This window comes from Rhodococcus sp. NPDC019050 (genome assembly GCF_055664235.1).
This window is the reverse complement of sequence record NZ_JBVOON010000024.1, coordinates 1-16572: the sequence shown is the minus strand read 5'-3', so window position 1 is coordinate 16572 and position 16572 is coordinate 1. Positions and strand designations below refer to the sequence as shown.

Sequence of the window (16572 nt, the reverse complement as noted above, 5' to 3'; positions counted from 1 at the left end):
ACCTCTGATGTCTCGCACTACTTCTGTTCGTTCGCTGCCTCATCGGGTGGCCCGCGCCGTGTCCGTGCTGTCGGCCACCGCCGGCATGGTGCTGCTCACCGCCGGTACAGCCTCGGCTCAGACCGACAACCCGCTCGATGGAATCGCGCCCGACCTGGGGGTATTCGGCCCCACATTCCAGAGCACCTGGTCGCGGATCGCGGGAGGCATCTGGGGCGCGGTCCTGGCGGTGTCCGCGGTCAACTTGATCATTTCGCTCTACAAGATCCGCAAGGCTCGCGCCGGGGGTTACCAGAGCGAGCTGAGCGATTCGATGGATTCGGCCAAGACCGCCGCGGTCGCGTTCGGTTGCGTGGCCGGAGCCGGGATCATCGTCGGCGCCATCTTGTTCCTCGTCAACGGCTGATAGCCGATCTACCCGCACTGTTAGGAGAATCAGATGGCACCCGATTTCAGTTCGATCAAGCCGGGCTCCCAGCAAGCGGCCCCGGCCCCGGCCGCTCCGTCGTCCTCGGTGAGCACGGCCGGTTCGGGAGGTGTGGCGGCAGCATTCGGCAGGCTGCCCAAGTGGTTCAAGTACGGCATTCCGATCCTGCTCGTGGTGACGATCCTCGGCGTACTGATCGGGGGGTCGGGTGGCGGGTCGGAGTCCGACACGGTGCGGACCGGGCACGGTCCGAACTCGATCACCAGTGGTGTTCCGCACGGCTACGACCGCACCGAGGCCGGGGCACAAACCGCGGCCGCCAACTTCGTGCAGGCCGCAAGTCAGATTTCTCTCGGACGTATCTCGGCGGAAGAAGCGAAGTCGGTTCTCGTCGGCAGTAACGCCAGTGATGCCCTGACCGCGGTCCTCGAGGACAGTGGGACGCAGCCCGAGGGGACCGTGATGAACGTGCTTCCCGCCCTGGTCAATGTCACCGACTACTCGGATGATCGTGCGGTCGTGTCGGTGTGGGCGGTCTCGGCCAGCCAGGACGATCTGAGCGGCACGGGCAGGGTCAGCGTCATCACCTTCTGGTCGACGACGACGGTGACCTTGCAGTGGGAGGACGACGACTGGAAGGCCGTCGACTGGGCGTACCGATCCGGCCCGGAACCCGAGGAAGTTTCGTTCCCCGAAGGGGATTCCAGTCTCGCCGAGTTCGGCGCGAACGGCCTCTACACCTTCTTCGTGGAGTAATCATGCGATCCCTTGTCCGTACTTTCCTTGCGGCGCTGCTGGCGGCGCTGGCGCTGGCCTTGAGCGCGACACCAGCGTGGGCGCAGCCGCTCAGCGGCGCTGCCGAGGGTTGGCCTGCCGGGATGCCCGACGACCTCAAAGAGTTCTTTCCGGGCCATCCCGAGTTCGAGGCGGCCGGGTGGTCGACCGATCCGGCGTGTGCGGACAAGGGTGGCGACTACGGCCTGTACCTCGGGCAGTACCTCCGCTTCGACCAGCAGATTTTGTACTGGTCTTCTCCGGTGACGCAGCGCATCGCCCAGTACGCCGACTTGATGGACGTATCGGACGACGAGGCGAAGCAAGCCGTGCTCGACGGCAAAGCTCCGACCACCTGGCCAGAATCGTTCCCCGGCGGCGATGAGACCTTCTCGCCCTCGGCGAAGGTGTGCGCCGCAGACCTGGCGAAGTGGTCCGAGTCTGCCGGCAACCATTGGGGGTTCACCTGGGCTGCCAAACCCGACACCGCCTCCATCGAACTGATGAAGCAGCAGCAGTACGTTGACAACCTGCCCGACGACATCTTCGAGAACCCGTGCAGCGACCACGAGATGCTGTGCAACCGGGCTTATTTCCTCGACTGCGACGAGACCGCCAGCGCCAGCGAAACCAAACGGTGCCAGGCGTGGAACAAGCAGGTCGGCGTGATGTTCGGCGGAATCTGGAACTGGAAAGAACAGAACAAAGACGCCGCCGACAGGTTCCTCGATGTCGCCAAAGCCGGTGGTGTCGTCCTCAGAGCTGTGACGCCTCTACAGATTCAGCTCGGGGTCGGCCTCGGCATGGAGGCTATCGACAAGACCGCCGACGCGGTTGCCTTCATCGCCGATCCGGGCAGCGTAATCGACGACTGGGCCAACAGCGCCAAGGAGAGCGCCGTATCCCTGACCACCTCGGTCCTCGAGGGCTTGGCGAACATCCACGAGTTCAACCCGCGGGACGAGGGTTTCCTGCGGTGGTACGCGATCAGTTGCGGCCTCGGGGTTTTCGTCATGGCGGTCACCGCACTGTTCACGATCTATCGGACTTCGGCGCAGAAGTCGACCCGGATAGAGTTGGCGCACAACCTGATCGGTTACGCCCCGCTGGGTGTGCTGTCCATGATGTTCGCCCCTGCTGCCGCCGAGCTGCTGGTCCAGTTCTCACACGCACTGACCACCTCTCTGTCCGGCCTGCTCAAACAGGATTTGGAGCAGGCGGTGGTGTCGGTGTCGGCCATGCTCGGAGGGATCACCAGCGACACTGTCGTCGGCGGTTCTCTGACCGGCATCGTGTTCTTCGGGTTGTTGTTCCTCGGGTCGTTAGCCCTGTTCTTCGGCATGTTGATGCACGCCGCTGCCCTGCCGATCCTCGCCGGCCTGACCGGTGTCGCGTTCGGACTGTGGTCGCATCCGACACTGCGAAAGAAGGCGATGCGGCCGATCTTCGTGTTCATCTCGATCGTGTTCTCCAAGCCGGTGATCTTCCTCGGGCTGGGGTTCTTAGCGACGGTGTTGATCGACAGCAGCGCCGGGGCCTATGTCGACGGTGAACTCGCGAACCTCGGGGCGCTGGCAATGACGGCGGTGTGCATCGGCCTGGTCGGACTCGCACCGTGGTCCCTGCTCAAGTACGCGCCGTTCCTGCCGTCGAGCGAGGACTCGGAGGGCTTCGGCGATACCGGCTCGGCATCCGGCGAGGGGCTGGGCGGCACCTTGCAGACCGCACAGATGGCGATGATGGCCCGCGGTGGCGGTGGCGGCGGGGAAGTCGCGGCGGCTCGCTCCGCTGGGGCAGCACACTCCCATTCCGTCGGCGGCGTCGGCGGCGGTAGTGCCGGTGGAGGGTTTTCGGCCTCGTCGAACGGCTCGGCATCGCACGGTTCGACCTCGCACCAGCATCCAGGCGTCAGCGCAGGTCATAGCAGCGGTGGGCACGGTGGGGCGAACACCCGCAAGCTCATGTCCGCAGCCAAGGGGGTCTCCGGCACGGTCGCCTCGGCCGGCGTCGGCGCGGTCATGGTGGCCGGAACAGTCGGCGGGGCCGCACTGAACAAGGCGGCGCAGGCCGCTCAGAACGCCCCCGAACGGGCCGACAACGTGGGAGATCAGTGATGAGTGAGAGCGAGCAGCGCACCTCGATCCTCGGTTCGGAAATCGCTCGTCGGGGACTGATCCCTGTTCCCGAACCAGTGCTCTTTGCATACGCAGCGGCGCTGATGACCTCGATCTTCCTGTTCATGTTCTTCGGATCAACGATCTGGACGCTGGCCGGTGTGCTCGCGGTCGCAGCTGGAACGCTGGGTGCGACCACCGACATCAACGGCCGCCGATCGTGGGCGGGGGACAAGCTGCACCGGCTTCGGGACCGGCGGCGTCGCAAGCGCGGAGAACACATCCACCGGGCACCTGGCGACGAGCTGTACGGGGTAGCCGGAGCCGATCCGGGCTGGGAATTGCCCGTTCCCCTCGGCGATGTCACCCCCTTGGACCTGGCCGGAACGGGTCTCGACGACATGTTCATCCTCGAGCACACGACCCCCGGCGACAACAACTACTACTCGGTGGTGCTGTCGATTCAAGGGCTCGCCGAAGGGTTACGCGGCGCAGAGGAATGGTCGGTGACCTCGCAGGCGTTCTCCCGCACTCTCGCCTCGTTCGCCCGCCGGTCCTCGCTGGTCCGGGGCCTGGAAATGGTGCACCGGTCGGTGCCGGCCGATCTGACCCCACACGTGGCGTGGATGGAATCGGTGGTGCAAGCGAACCCGAATGCGACTCAGGTGATGCCGGCGATCGAGTCCTACGGCCAGCTCATCGACGGTCTGGCACCGGAATCGGAAGAGCATCGCTGCTACGCGACGCTGATCTTCCCGAAATCGCTAGAGCTACTGTCTGCCGCCGGAGCGGTCGCACGGCGCAAGGACGTGAGCGTGAAGGCCGGCATCGGCCAGGTCATTGTCGAGGAGACCCTGCGGGCAGTCGGCGCGCTCACCGCGGCCCGACTCGGCCAGGTGCAGGTCCTCGGCCAGCAACGTGCCTGCGCCGTGTTCCGGTCGATGCTCGATCCGTCCTATGCACTCGACGCCCACCGCGGAGCCAACTGGGGCAACTGCTGGCCGTCCTACGTCGGCGGCGACCTGTCGGTGCGGGTATCGGATCGGTGGGACACCCGGGTGGGATTGATTCGTCCCGGTTCGATCGAACCCATCCCGCTCCACGCGGAATGGCTCTCGCCGCTGTTGACCGGTGTCGACCCGGATCCCGGCGATCCGGTCGAGGGGATCCCGGCGCAGCCGACGATCCGCACGGTGAAGGTGCGGATGGATTTCGTCGATGCGACGAAAGCGCGCCAGGTGGCCCGCAAGGACGCGACCGAGGACGCGGCGCGTCAGTACAAGGAACGCAAGAAGGGGCAGGTCACCGATGGTGCCTCGGAGGTCATGGCATCGGCGTCACTGAGGCGCCGGGAAGACCTCAAGCCAGGATCCGGTCACCACGGGGTCATCTGGTCGATGGCGGTGTCGGTCACCGCACCGGACGAGGACGCGGTGATGCGGGCGTGCGCGCGACTCGAGCAGGCCGCCGACCAAGCTGCCATCAAGGAGTTCGACTGGTTCAACGACAGCCACGACGTCGCCCAATTCCTCACTCTGCCACTGGGTCGCGGACTCGCGGCCACCAAATACACCCGGGTCAAGGGGGTCTGATGCGGTCACTGACGAACAGCACAAAGGACACTGCACCTGCGCCGACACCGCCGCAGTCCGGCCCAGTGGAAGCACCGGCCGTCCCTCGTCGGCGGCCACCGAAGCGCAGGAAGTGGCTCGACCGCTGGGGCTGGTACGAGCCCCGCCCGGAGGGCGTGTGGTCGACCACCCGGCAATCCGAGGCTCTGAATCTGGCGACCACCCGCAAGAACGTGCGCCACGAAGGGCTCGTCTCGGGCCGCAACCTGATGTCGAACGCGCTGGTCATCACCGATCCTTTCGCGCTGTACGGCAGTGAGATCGAAAACATCAATGTTGCGGTGGTCGGCGACATCGGTAAGGCGAAGTCCTCGCTCATCAAGACCACCCTGGGACTGCGACAGATCGCGGCGGGCCGTCAGGTCGTAGTGATCGACAAGAAACGGCAGGGCGATCGCGGCGGCGAATACACCGAACTCGCCAAGGCGCTGGGTGTGCCGTCGATCAAGTTCAGGACCGGCGGCGACGGAGCGCGGTTGAACATCATGGACCCCGCGATTTCCTCATCGGTGACGACCTCGGGCGGCATCGTTCCGGCCGGTCAAGAGGTTCTGATCGCCGCGGTGCTCGAGGACACCATGCAGAGACCCCTCGTACAGACGGAGATCGCGGCGCTGAATCTGGCGCTGCGGCTGGTCAACGAACGCGCCCGCCGCGCCGGCACCGAGCCGATCCTGCACGACGTCGCCGATCTGCTGCTGTCGACGCCGGAGGAAGCGACGGCCACCTTCGGCGAGGTCTGGGAGAAGGAAGCGTGCCGGTGGGGTCGTGATCCTGGCTTGGCACTGCGGCAGCTCTGCGAGGGCGATCTGCGCGGACTGGTCGATCAGCCGACCTCGGCCGATGTCCGCCATGCGCTCGACCACCCGCTCGTGCACTTCGACGTATCCGACCTGCCCAACAAAGGTCCGGCACTACGAGTGGTGATGACGGTCATCAACACGTGGCTGTCGAACGTTCTCGCTGCTCGAGCCTCCGAGCACAAGCAGACGATTCTCATCGTCGAGGAAGGCTGGCACATCGCAGAGGGCTCGACCGGGCGGGTGTTCCGCGACAACATGAAACTCTCTCGCGGTCTGGGCCTGTCCACGGTGTCGGCGTTCCACCACATCGCGGATCTACCTGCGGATTCACCGGCTCGGGCGTTGATGCAGGAAGCCGGGATCGTGTTTCTGTACGGGCAGGATCGCGTGGACGACGCCGAGCAGACCGTCCGCATGTACCACCTGCCCGAATACTGCGTTGACCTGCTGATGTCCATGCACAAGGGGCAGTGCCTCGTAACGATGGGCAAATCCGATCCGGTGCTGATGAAGCACGAGCGGTCCCCGCTCGAGATCACCCTCACCGACACCGATGAGGTCATTCGCGGTGCCGCGACCACCCTGGTCGCGCAGACCCGGCTCCCGGACACCCTTGACGCAGAGGCGATGGCCGAGCTGGTCGAGTCGGTGGTGCAGTGAACGAGCGCGGGCAACAGCGACCGGCCCAGCCGGTGCTTCCGGTCGGCACCGGCCCGGTGGTCGTGGTCATCGGTGGGGTGCTGTGGACGGTGTACGTCGGCGGCGCGGCCGCCGGCCTGATGACCGGAGCGGGCCTGGTGTGGCCGGAAGGTCTGTCCGGCACGGTATCGGTGCTGCGGGCCCTGGTGGTCTCCCCGAGCGATCCAGCGGTGGGGTGGCCCGAGGGTTCGCGGCCGGGGTCGGCGGTCGCGGTGTGGGTGTGCCTGATCGTGGCGATGCTGGTCTACACCACCATCGCATTCGTGATCGACGGGAAGGTTTCGGCACGTCAACGCGCTAAGCGCAAGCGCGAAGAGGGGTTCGCGGACTCGACGGAACTTCATCGGCGGGGCCTCGATCGCAAGAGCGCGGTCAAGGCGGCACAGACGAACCGCACCACCCTGCGGGATACGCCGGCGCGCAAGATCCGAGCGCACCACGTCGCAACTCGGATCGGCGCACTCTATGGCGAGCACGGAAAAGATGCCGAGGTATTCGTCCAGTACCGGGACGGCACGTTGGTCGAAGGGCCGACCGGATCGGGTAAGAGTTGGCGTCTGGCGTGGCAGCGGATCGTCGAGTCGGTTGGGTTCGTGCTGGCGACGACCACGAAGCCGGATCTGCTGTGGTCCTCGGTCGGGCAGCGGCTGGCGACCGGGCCGGTCGAGGTGTTCGACCCCGAAGGCATCACGCAGTGGCCGACACCGATGCGGTGGTCCCTGCTGGCCGGCTGCGCGGACCCGGACACGGCGATCCGGCGTGCCAACGCGCTGGTGCAGGCTGTTCCTCTCGACGACACCAAGAACAGTGGCTACTTCTCGACGAACGCGGCGAAGTACCTGCGGTGCTGCCTGTATGCGGCAGCGGTGTCCGGTGGCGATGTGACCACCTTCTACCGCTGGGCGATGCAACGGCAGGTGCCGAAGGTCAAAGAGATCCTGGACCGGGATCTGCCGACGTGGAGCGTGGAGTATTCGCAGCTCGGAGGGTCGGGATCGGATTCGGTCGACGATGTGATGTCCACGGTCTCGACGCTGCTCGATCCTCTCGCCTCGCCGAAGCTGATGGCGGCGGTCAACGTCACCGCGGCCGAGTCGGTCGACCTCGCCCAGCTCATCCGTGACGGCGGAACGCTGTATCTGATCTCCGAAGGCTCGTACGGCTCGAGTGCACCGATCGTCACGGCGTTGGCAGCGGAGGCGTATTACCTGGCGAAAGAGATTTCGCGGGAGTACCCGGAGGAACGGATCGACCCTCCGGTGCGGTTCGTCCTCGATGAAGTCAACAACGTCGCTCCCATCCCGGACCTGCCCGACAAGGTGTCCGATAGCGCGGGTCGGGGGATTTCGATCTGGGCGTTCTGTCACGGTCAGGAACAGAACATCCGGCGGTGGGGTCCGAGCGCGGGGAAGATGTTCACGACGAACTCGGCGGTGCGGATCATCCTTCCCGGCCTCGGTGACGTGAGCGAGCTCGAGCAGATTTCTCGACTCACCGGTGAGCGCGAAGAGTGGTGGTCGCCGACGCAGGCGCCGCGGCAAACGAAGGTGATGACCGCACCCGAAATCCGCGGAATGCCTGCTGACCAGGCATTGATGATCTATCGGGGGTCGGCTCCGGCGCTGGTTCACCTGCCGCTGGTCTGGGACATCCCGCACTGGAAAAAGCGGGTGCTCGAGTCCCAAGAGGTCTACAACTGGATCTGTGAGACGGGGGAGCTGCCTGATTGGGCCTGGTCCCGCACCGACGGGGAGGTGGTGCTCGGATGAGCGGGTACACACCGGGCCGGCTGTCGTGGCGGCATCTCGACCAGGAACAAGCGCAAGAGCTGTGGGACGAGCTGATCGACTGGGTGGAGTGGTTTCGCGGCTGCTACCGGATCACCGATCGGATCAAGGGCTGCTGGTATCGGCATCCGAAGGTGGTCGAGGAACTGACTGCGGCGATGTCGGCGCACAAGGTCGCCTACGAACAGCTCGGCGAGGGCCAGGTGCATTCGTGGTCGCCGGGAAGCTGGCACTACCAGGTCTATCAGCCGCTTTTGCAGCGGTTGGCGGCCACCGCGGACGAGTTCGCCGATTGCATCGACGGGCGTTGCGAGCCCCCGGCGGTGCGGGTCACGTTGTTCGATGGGGCGCGGGAGTGGGTCGCGGCCGACATCGCGGCGCGGCCGACACCGATCGCGGCGGCGGTTGCGGCGACCGGATCGCTGCCGGACTCGGGCGCCGGCTCGGCGGCGCTGGCGGTGATCGACGCAGCGCGGATGGTCGATCTGGTCGACTCCGGCGAGGCGGAGCCAGCCGACCCCGGCGACGACTTCGGACCGGTCTCCTATGACGGTTACGAGTGGGAGTGGTCCGACGATACGGCGGGGTACGTGCGGGCATAGAAACTGCCGAGGAACATCAGGCCGGACTCACCACCCGGCCTTCCCCTCGGTGTGGCGGCGGCGGTCCTGAAGGTGCCCGCCCAGGCGACGGGGCTGACCGCCGCGGCAATAGGACGGTCCAACCTGGGAGACCCCGGGTTGGACCGTCTTTCGCACACTCAGATCACACCCCTTGTCGCATGTGTCCGATACTGTTCAACATCCGTGACTTAGTGGAGGACACATGGGGCTGCTCGATGAGGTCAATTCTCAGCTCGATAAGACCATCAGAAAGCAAATGACGGTCACCGAAAAGCGGGAATCAAGTACGTCGGTGCCCGAAGCGACCGACTTAGGTTATGCCGAAGGAAGGTTGATCGAGGCCACCTACCTATATACTGACATGTTGGATTCCTCGGGGCTGGCAGCAGCAGCCGACAAAGAATATTCCGCTCAGGTATTTCGCGCATTCTTGAATGTCAGCACAAAAATTATAAGATCCCTGGATGGACACATTCGCAGTTTCGACGGAGATCGGGTCATGGGAATATTCTCTGGCCCAAACAAAGAAGATCGCGCGGTTAAGTCCGCCATGCATATTAAGTATGCGGTGGATTTTATCGTCACACCAGTAATACACAGGGAAATACCATCCCTGAAATCCAGCGGGTGGGAGCTGAAGCAGTCAAGCGGCATAGCCACTAGCGAGGCCCTCCTTGCTCGCGCCGGCTTCCGCGGGAGCGACGATATGATTTCGATCGGAGTAGCGCCCAACCTTGCCGCGAAACTAAGTGATGTCAGAGGTGACGGCATCGACGAGGGATACGTGACGAGGATTGGCAAGGGAACCTACGGAAGACTCTCTGACTCCCACAAGTTATCGGGCGACAGGAAGATGTGGGACGGAACTTATAAGCTTTCCATGGGAGGTACGGAGTACGGCTATTACCGCTCAAAGTTCCATTGGAAGTTCTCATGAGCGACCCGGCCGAAGTCGGATGGAAGATCCACTCAGCACTTACCGACTGGACTGCCAAAGTCGATACAAAGGCTTCATTTGCACTCACGATTGAATCGGCACTTCTGGCGGGAGTGGTAACTCTGTCCGGCAGCGGACGCTCTTTGAGTGATTTAAGCGGATGTGCGCTATTTTGGTATGTTCTCGGTGTCGTAATTCTGATACTTTCCGTCCTCATGGCAGTCAGTGTTGTAGCACCTCGACTACGCTCGAAGCACCTAAAGAGTGAGGCATCCCAAAATTTCATTTACTTCGGTCATCTGCGCTTTCTTAATGCAACACAAGTAGAGAATCTCCTAACCAATTCCGATATAGTTCCGGTTCTTTCTCGTCAGCTGGTTGCCATGAGCAAGATCGCCTGGCAAAAACACCGACGGGTTCAGTTGTCATTGCTCCTTTCCCCGCTCGGTGTCCTGTCCCTCGGCATCAGCTCGTGGCTAGGCACACATTAGAAGTCAATGGCCGCTCTCAATGACTAAATAGCGCTCAAATCGATCATGATTGGTTTAGTCGCGCCGTAATCGGTGTTGGGTTTGGGGTGCTATCGCCTGGTGGTCCGGTTTCCTTAAATCGTGCTGTTGAGGCACCCGTTGCTGGTGTACCTGTTCGTGCAGTTGGGTGCGTCGACGTTCGATGTGTGTCCAGTCGAGTGCGGTGCGTCGGTCGTGTGGCCTGCCCCCGGCGAGAGTGTTCTCGTCGGTGATGTGGTGGGTGCTGCGGTAGGCGGCCGCGTCCGCGATAGTGGCGCGCCACTGGGCAGAGTGTTCGGGATCGTCGGGGCAGGGGCCGAGGTTCGACTGCGCCCAGGTCGGTGCGGTGTCGTCGGTGAGCTGGTCCCGGTAGTTGCGGTGCACATCCGCTATGACCTGGTAGTCCTCGAGCATCTGCTGCGCGAGTTCTGGGTCGATGTGGGCGGCGTCGGATACGGGCGCGACGATCCATTCGGGTGCGTCCGGGTTGGTCAGGTCGCGGCCGTCTGCGGCGATGCGATCGAGTTCGGCGAGCAGCACCGTCGCCGGCGCGGTGGCTCCGGCCCGCGCTGCGAGGTCGGCGGCGATCTCGTCGATGCTCGTTCCGCTGAGGCGGTGGAGATGTTCGAGGCGGCCGGCGATGGCCTGCGCTCGTTCGTCGTCGGTCTGCAACGCGAGGGTCGGCAGGTGCTCGGCGATGGTCTCCCGGTGCTCGGCCAACCATTCGGTATTGCGTCGAGCAATCAGCTCGGTCAGCGGCGTGGCCATGTCCGACCGCAACGCGGCGGCGGTGATGTCGACCCCGTTCTCGGTGAGGCGGTCGTGATGCCAGGTGAGCAGGTTGATCGGGTCGACACCGGCTTGGGCGGCGCGGTGCAGCTGGCGGGCGAGTAGCCGTGTGGAGGCTTCTTCGGCGATGCGGGTGCCGAGTTCTTCTCCGAGGGCGGCGGTGACGAGGGTGCGGACGCGCTGCGTTTCCAACAGGGCAGAGGTGTCGCGGTAGCGGCGGATGACCTCACCGATGCCGGTGTCGGCGGCCGCGGCCCGCTCGCAGGCCTCTATGTAGCGGCGGGCACAGTCGACCGCGAAGTCGTGCATCTCGGCGTCGGTGTCGAGTGGGCTGCGGATCGGCAGCGGCGGCAGCACCGGATGCTCGGTGAACTGTCCGACGGTGGCGCGGGCGCGGTGGGAGAGGACCGCTCCGATGTCCTTTGCTCCGGTGAGCGGGCCTTCGGCGAGGGCATGTCCGAGGACGGTGCGGGCGCTGTGCCCGTGGTCGTGTGCGTCGGCGAGCACCTGGCGAAGCTGGTCCCACCCTTCGGTGCCCTCGATCGTGGCGGCCACGTGTTCGGGCAGGGTGCGGCGCATCTCGACCTTGAGTGCGTCGTCGCGCAGGCGGCGTTGGGCGACCAAATATGCCTCGCGCAGCCGCTCGGGGTCGACAGCGTGGGCAGCTTGGTCGGCGAGTTCTTCGGTGGCGGTGCGGTGGCTGTTGTCGGTGGCCACGACGGTCTCAAGGAGCGTCCGGCCGGTGGAGATGTTCTTGTCGGCCAGGTGCGGACGCTCGGTGTCGAGGTTGACCGGCACGTCGACGGGGACGTAGATCCGGTTGTCGGTGCGGGCGCGGGTGGCGGCCACATACAGGCCGGATCGGTCCATGTCGGGGGTGATGACGGCGTGGGCGGTGTCGACGGTGACGCCCTGGGCGCGGTGCACGGTCGAGGCGTAGCCGAGCTGCACATGGGAGGCGATGTAGTCGGCCGGCAAGGTGAGGACGCCGCCGTGGTCGAGGTGCCGGACGGTCAGTGCGCCGCGTTCGGGCAGGGCGTCGAGCACTTCCCACAGGTCACCGTTTCGCACGAACGATCCAGCCTTTTTCCCGCCGGAGGGGGCCAGGTCGCGGCGATTGTTGCGGGTAATCACGATGTCTCCGCGTCCGGCGGTGAGTTCATCGGCGAGGGGCACGGTCGCGGTCTCGTCGCTGAGTCCGTCGTGGCGACGCACGGCCTGGACGTGGATGTTCGCTGCCTTCACGTCCTCGCGGGTGGGCAGCATGACGATGGATTCTTTGCCGTCGGCGAGGTCATGGAGGTAGTGCTCGACGGCCTGGCCGATCATCTCTTCGCGGGTTCCCTCGCGGACAAGATCGCGGTCGTAGATCAGATCCAGGCCGGTAGTGTCCCCGGATCGCAGCAGTAGGGAGTTCTCGGCTTGGGCGCTGTCGGCACCGAACCGGACGACCGAGGTCAGCTCGGGAGCGTCGGTGTGCTCGGCCAGATAGCGCAGCATTCCGCCGGTTTCCACGGCGTCGAGCTGCGCCGGGTCACCGAGCAGCCGCACGATCGCGCCGCGGTCTTTGGCGATGTCGACGACGGCGGCGAGGTCGAGAGTCGAGGCGAGGGAGGCTTCATCGACGAGCAGCATCGTGCCCGGCGTGATGTCGATTCCGGTCGGGAGGGTGCCGGGTCGGCCGCCGACGACACCGCGCCACGGGTAGGTCAGTGAGGCCAGAGTCAGGCCGGTGGTCCCGACTTCGGTGCCGAGCGTTTCGGCGGCCACGGCGGACGGGGCGAGGGCTATGACGTTGTGCCCTTCTGCCCGCCATGCCTGCACGACGGCCTTCATGCTCGTGGTCTTTCCGGTCCCGGCCGGCCCGACGCCGACGGCCAGCAGCGACCCGGACTGTAGGAAGTGCTCGGCAAGGGTGCGCTGTCCGGCATTGAGACTGCGGCCGGCCTCGGCGTGCATGGACTCGTAGATGCCGGTGATGGTGGCGGTGCGCGCGGTGAACACGGTCGGTTCGCTGGTCGCCGAGACCATCATCGACTCGGCGTCGAGAATGCGCCGGGAGCTGTGCTTGTGGCTGCCGTGATGGGACAGAACGAAGTCGCCATTGCGGCGTCGCAGACGCCGTGGTGTGGCAGGAAGCTCGGCCCTCGGAGTGGTCACCGACAGTTCCAGTACCCGGTCAGCAAGCAGGTCCACGGCATTGCGATAGGTGTCGATGTTGGGGAAGTTCTCGCCGCCGAGGTGGGCCTGGACCGCGGAGAGAACGTGCGGAAGCTGCCACCTCGACCGCTTGGACTCGAGCTTGCTCATCACTGCCCGCGCATCGTCGTCGAGGCTGCGGCGCTGAGGTGGTGGGGCGGGCTCGGCGGCCAGGGCATCGCGAACGAGCTGGTCGATGGCCTCGCGGCCACCGAGGATGTCGGCGGCCTTCTCTCGCCATTCGACGCGCATCTCGGCCAGCGATTTCGGATCGGCCTTGCCTTCGCGGGTGTCCAGGGTGGCCTGCTGGTACAGCTGATACATCGTCTTGGCGTCAGGCATCCGCTGGTACTTGGCCCGGAACTGCGCCACGAGTTCGCCGCGGCGGGCCTCGATCGCGGTGCGGCGGGAGCTGAACATCTCGAGCATTTCCCGTGGAATCGCGGCCAGCTCGACGATGGGCTGCTTGCCCTGTTCGATCTCGCGGGTGGTCAGCTCGAGTCCGAGTTCGGTGCTCAGGCGCTGCATCACCTCGGCGTTGAATCGTTGCGAGGCGGCGACGGCGAAGCGGAACAGGGTCGAGCCGTCGACGGCGCGCCACTTGCCGTCTTCGGTGGCCTGGGTCTTGATCGACACGACCGCGTGGGTGTGCAGGTTCGGGTCCCCGCAGCGTGAATCGAAGTGCTTGTAGAGCGTGGCCACGAAGCCGTTGGTGTCGATCTGCTCTTCGCTGCGCGATCCGACTCGGGTGAAGCAGGCGTTTTCCTCGAGCCACCGGAGGGTGTCTTTCACGGTGGCATCGACGATCCGCTCGATCTCCACGCGCATGTCGTTCGGTGCCAGCGCCCACAGGCTCGACACGCTCTTGGGCGGGGTGAACACCAGGTCGTGACCGGAGACCGGGTGACGGACCTTGCCCTTCTCGTGGGCGATCCAGTTCCGCAGTTCGGCTTCGTTTGCCACCGGACGGCCGTGCTTGTCCTGGAACATTCCGCCGGCGATTCTGTCGAGAATCGCGTCGGACTCTTCCTTGCTCGGGGCCTTGTCGTGGGTGGCGGTGTACTCGGCAATTTCGGCGGCGTGCCGGTCGAACAACTCGACGTTGTTCTTGAAGGTGGGGAACTTGCGACCGAGTCGTGCAAGGCGGATTGCATCGTCGGCGGGGACGCCGCGGTCGATGAGTTCGGCGATCACGGCGTCGGCGTTCGGGTGAAGCCCTTCCCCGAACAGGGCCTTCATCTGTGTGTCGGTCACGACGTCACCGACGGTGATTCGTTCGGCGGTTTCGGCGTGTACGTCGTCGAGAACATCGTTGAGACCGTCGACTCCAGAGCCGAACCATTCGCCGGGTGGTGTGCCGTGCGCGGTGTAGTAATCGGTCAGTTCTGCTCCACGTTCACGCTCGCGATCGGCTGTGGCTACCTGACGGGTCAGGTACTCGTAGCCGTCCGCTGCGTGCAGGACGTGGAGGGTCATCACGGAGTTGATCTTAGCGGTGCGAACGCGCAGATCGGGAGCAGGTTTCCCGAATGTCTGTAAAACAGCAAGAGGTGTGTCCCCGTACTTCTGTCGCTGGTTCCCAAATACGGTGCGGGTAGATCGGTGTAGCTGGCGGTCGCAGACCGCTCCGGCGAAGCGACGGGTTTGGTCAGGTTGCTGGTTTAGACTCGGCGTGAGTTGTTGTAGACGGGAAGGGTGTCGCAGTGAGTGGTTCGGGGGATGCGGTGCACAACGAGACGAAGGTGATCTCGGCGCGCAGTCAGGCACGGTCGAAGTTGTCGGAACGGCGCGCTGAATTGCTCAAGCGGATCAGCGACAACCAGCGCGACCTCGAGCGCGCGTTGGCGTCGCTGGAGAAGGTGGACAAGGCCGCTGTTCGTCGTGATGCGGCGATCGCCAAAGCGAATGATGAGTTCGAGAAGAAGAAGGCTGCGGCCGAACTCGCGGCGGGCAGGTCGCTGGCGCAGGTTGCTGGACGTGGCGAGACCGCGACCTCGATCTCCGAACTCGTCGATCTGGACGGGGCGATGGTGCGCCGGTTGGTGAAGCTGGCCGAAGAGAACAACGACTCGATGCCTCCCGCACAAGGATCGAGCGAGGGCGGCAGTGAGGCGAAGGAACCGACGCCCGACGTGCCTGTAGCTGCTTCCGGCTCCTGATCGGGGCAGCAAGCAACGGCGCGAGGTCAGGGACGGAGTCACTGTGCGGTGGGAGCCAGGAGACGAGATCGAACGGACTCGCTTCTTCCAACGCGTGGTGTACGGACCGGACTTGGATTCCTGTCACCTCTGGGTCGGTGCACTCGGTGACGACGGCTACGGACGATTCTGGATAGCTCGAGACGGTCATCAGATCGTGGTCCGACCGCACCGTTACGCGCTCGCCGTGGAGCTGGAACGTGGCCTCGACGACAACGAAGTGGGCGATGCACCGGCGTTGTGACAACCCGCTGTGCGTCAACACGGGCGACGGTGATGCCTTCGCTGCCCATGTGGTGCTCGCGTCGGCCGCTGAGAACATGGCGGACATGGGGCGTAAGGGTCGCGGGCGGGGGCCGGCGGTTGTGGTTCGGTGCCGACCGTGCCGAACGTGCTCGACGATCACGAGCGGTGCGCCAGGCGGTCTTGCGATATGGCTGGGATCAGCACGCGATCGAGACAGCCCTGTACGACAGGGTGCAAGGAACGCTGTGGTAGTTGGCAGGCGATCGTCATCTGATGTGTCGAGGCGGTTGGTTCGGCCACGGTGGATATCCGATGATGAGAGTTGACCGTTGCACGCGAGTCGGGGCGGTTTCGGAGACGTTAGGGGTTCTTATGCAGCGCAGTGAAGCGGAAGTGGCCTTGCTCGGTGCTGTGCTTGAGGTGATGCCGATTTCGGACCTGGCCCTCGATGCGGCGGTCGCCGGCATACCGGTGTTGGACGTACCCCGCACTCGCGGCATCGACATCTGCTTCTCGGATAAGCCGGACATTTTCTGACGGCTCGCCTGAATCGCACCGTGACGATGCACGGTCGTCGCACTGCGGTTGGGTGTCGTCCCGGCACGGTGGCGCGGATCCGTGCGCGGGCTGCGGGAGAAGCCGGGCGAGGGGGCTCGATGCCCTGAGTTCGGCCCTGCGCGCTGCGGAGGTGCGGGCGGGTTCGTTAGTGAGTTGGAGATAGGGCGAGGCCCCGCACCGGTCGGCGGTTTCAAGGGGTCGACGCAACACCGCTGTTAGTTGGTGGTGATTAGATCACGCAGACGCTCGGCTGGGGTATCCCAGCCGAGCGTTTTGCG

13 protein-coding genes are annotated in these 16572 nt (G+C 64.9%); 12 read left to right on the top strand and 1 reads right to left on the bottom strand.

Annotation, left to right across the window (positions count from 1 at the left end):
* The first annotated feature begins 7 nt into the window (after positions 1 to 7).
* From AC0B44_RS19730 to AC0B44_RS19690, 9 genes are all read left to right on the top strand, one after another.
* A complete protein-coding gene (locus AC0B44_RS19730) occupies positions 8 to 406 on the top strand; it encodes a hypothetical protein (protein ID WP_471904488.1) in 399 nt (132 codons plus the stop codon).
* Between the two features lie 33 nt (positions 407 to 439).
* Positions 440 to 1183 carry a DUF8175 domain-containg protein gene (locus AC0B44_RS19725; RefSeq protein WP_439808499.1) on the top strand — a complete coding sequence of 248 codons (744 nt, stop codon included), beginning with the start codon at positions 440 to 442 and terminating at the stop codon, positions 1181 to 1183.
* 2 nt (positions 1184 to 1185) lie between these two features.
* Positions 1186 to 3315 (top strand): hypothetical protein, encoded by a 2130-nt coding sequence (locus AC0B44_RS19720; RefSeq protein ID WP_471904487.1) that lies wholly within the window; start codon positions 1186 to 1188, stop codon positions 3313 to 3315.
* The gene (locus tag AC0B44_RS19715; RefSeq protein ID WP_471904486.1) at positions 3315 to 4907 is read left to right on the top strand and encodes a hypothetical protein; all 1593 of its coding nucleotides are present in this window, start codon (positions 3315 to 3317) and stop codon (positions 4905 to 4907) included. The genes AC0B44_RS19720 and AC0B44_RS19715 overlap by 1 nt, the downstream gene beginning before the upstream one ends.
* Positions 4907 to 6409 carry an ATP/GTP-binding protein gene (locus AC0B44_RS19710; RefSeq protein WP_471904485.1) on the top strand — a complete coding sequence of 501 codons (1503 nt, stop codon included), beginning with the start codon at positions 4907 to 4909 and terminating at the stop codon, positions 6407 to 6409. The genes AC0B44_RS19715 and AC0B44_RS19710 overlap by 1 nt, the downstream gene beginning before the upstream one ends.
* Positions 6406 to 8217, top strand: a complete 1812-nt coding sequence (locus tag AC0B44_RS19705; RefSeq protein ID WP_471904484.1) for a type IV secretory system conjugative DNA transfer family protein — start codon at positions 6406 to 6408, stop codon at positions 8215 to 8217. Before AC0B44_RS19710 ends, AC0B44_RS19705 begins: the two co-directional genes overlap by 4 nt.
* Positions 8214 to 8837 (top strand): hypothetical protein, encoded by a 624-nt coding sequence (locus AC0B44_RS19700; protein ID WP_471904483.1) that lies wholly within the window; start codon positions 8214 to 8216, stop codon positions 8835 to 8837. Before AC0B44_RS19705 ends, AC0B44_RS19700 begins: the two co-directional genes overlap by 4 nt.
* A gap of 223 nt (positions 8838 to 9060) precedes the next feature.
* A complete protein-coding gene (locus AC0B44_RS19695) occupies positions 9061 to 9795 on the top strand; it encodes an adenylate/guanylate cyclase domain-containing protein (RefSeq protein WP_471904482.1) in 735 nt (244 codons plus the stop codon).
* On the top strand, positions 9792 to 10286 hold the full coding sequence (locus tag AC0B44_RS19690) for a Pycsar system effector family protein (RefSeq protein ID WP_471904481.1): 495 nt from the start codon (positions 9792 to 9794) through the stop codon (positions 10284 to 10286). Before AC0B44_RS19695 ends, AC0B44_RS19690 begins: the two co-directional genes overlap by 4 nt.
* Positions 10287 to 10340: 54 nt before the next feature.
* Here AC0B44_RS19690 and mobF read toward each other — a convergent pair whose 3' ends face one another.
* Positions 10341 to 14768, bottom strand: a complete 4428-nt coding sequence (gene mobF / locus AC0B44_RS19685) for a MobF family relaxase (RefSeq protein ID WP_471904510.1) — start codon at positions 14766 to 14768, stop codon at positions 10341 to 10343.
* Positions 14769 to 14995: 227 nt separating this feature from the next.
* Here mobF and AC0B44_RS19680 point away from each other — a divergent pair, with 227 nt between their 5' ends.
* The 3 genes from AC0B44_RS19680 to AC0B44_RS19670 all read left to right on the top strand — a co-directional run bounded on the left by AC0B44_RS19680 (position 14996) and on the right by AC0B44_RS19670 (position 16273).
* Complete coding sequence (locus AC0B44_RS19680) at positions 14996 to 15451, top strand: hypothetical protein (RefSeq protein ID WP_471904480.1); 456 nt, start codon at positions 14996 to 14998, stop codon at positions 15449 to 15451.
* A gap of 43 nt (positions 15452 to 15494) precedes the next feature.
* Positions 15495 to 15734 (top strand): hypothetical protein, encoded by a 240-nt coding sequence (locus tag AC0B44_RS19675; RefSeq protein WP_471904479.1) that lies wholly within the window; start codon positions 15495 to 15497, stop codon positions 15732 to 15734.
* 374 nt (positions 15735 to 16108) lie between these two features.
* Positions 16109 to 16273, top strand: coding sequence for a hypothetical protein (locus AC0B44_RS19670; RefSeq protein ID WP_471904478.1), 165 nt, complete (start codon positions 16109 to 16111; stop codon positions 16271 to 16273).
* The last annotated feature ends 299 nt before the right edge of the window (positions 16274 to 16572 follow it).

Coding starts and splice junctions, on each gene's coding strand:
- AC0B44_RS19720 (WP_471904487.1), top strand. CDS start 1,186: ATGCGATCCCTTGTCCGTACTTTCCTTGCGGCGCTGCTGGCGGCGCTG.
- AC0B44_RS19670 (WP_471904478.1), top strand. CDS start 16,109: ATGCAGCGCAGTGAAGCGGAAGTGGCCTTGCTCGGTGCTGTGCTTGAG.
- mobF (WP_471904510.1), bottom strand. CDS start 14,768: ATGACCCTCCACGTCCTGCACGCAGCGGACGGCTACGAGTACCTGACC.
- AC0B44_RS19730 (WP_471904488.1), top strand. CDS start 8: ATGTCTCGCACTACTTCTGTTCGTTCGCTGCCTCATCGGGTGGCCCGC.
- AC0B44_RS19695 (WP_471904482.1), top strand. CDS start 9,061: ATGGGGCTGCTCGATGAGGTCAATTCTCAGCTCGATAAGACCATCAGA.
- AC0B44_RS19715 (WP_471904486.1), top strand. CDS start 3,315: ATGAGTGAGAGCGAGCAGCGCACCTCGATCCTCGGTTCGGAAATCGCT.
- AC0B44_RS19700 (WP_471904483.1), top strand. CDS start 8,214: ATGAGCGGGTACACACCGGGCCGGCTGTCGTGGCGGCATCTCGACCAG.
- AC0B44_RS19725 (WP_439808499.1), top strand. CDS start 440: ATGGCACCCGATTTCAGTTCGATCAAGCCGGGCTCCCAGCAAGCGGCC.
- AC0B44_RS19690 (WP_471904481.1), top strand. CDS start 9,792: ATGAGCGACCCGGCCGAAGTCGGATGGAAGATCCACTCAGCACTTACC.
- AC0B44_RS19710 (WP_471904485.1), top strand. CDS start 4,907: ATGCGGTCACTGACGAACAGCACAAAGGACACTGCACCTGCGCCGACA.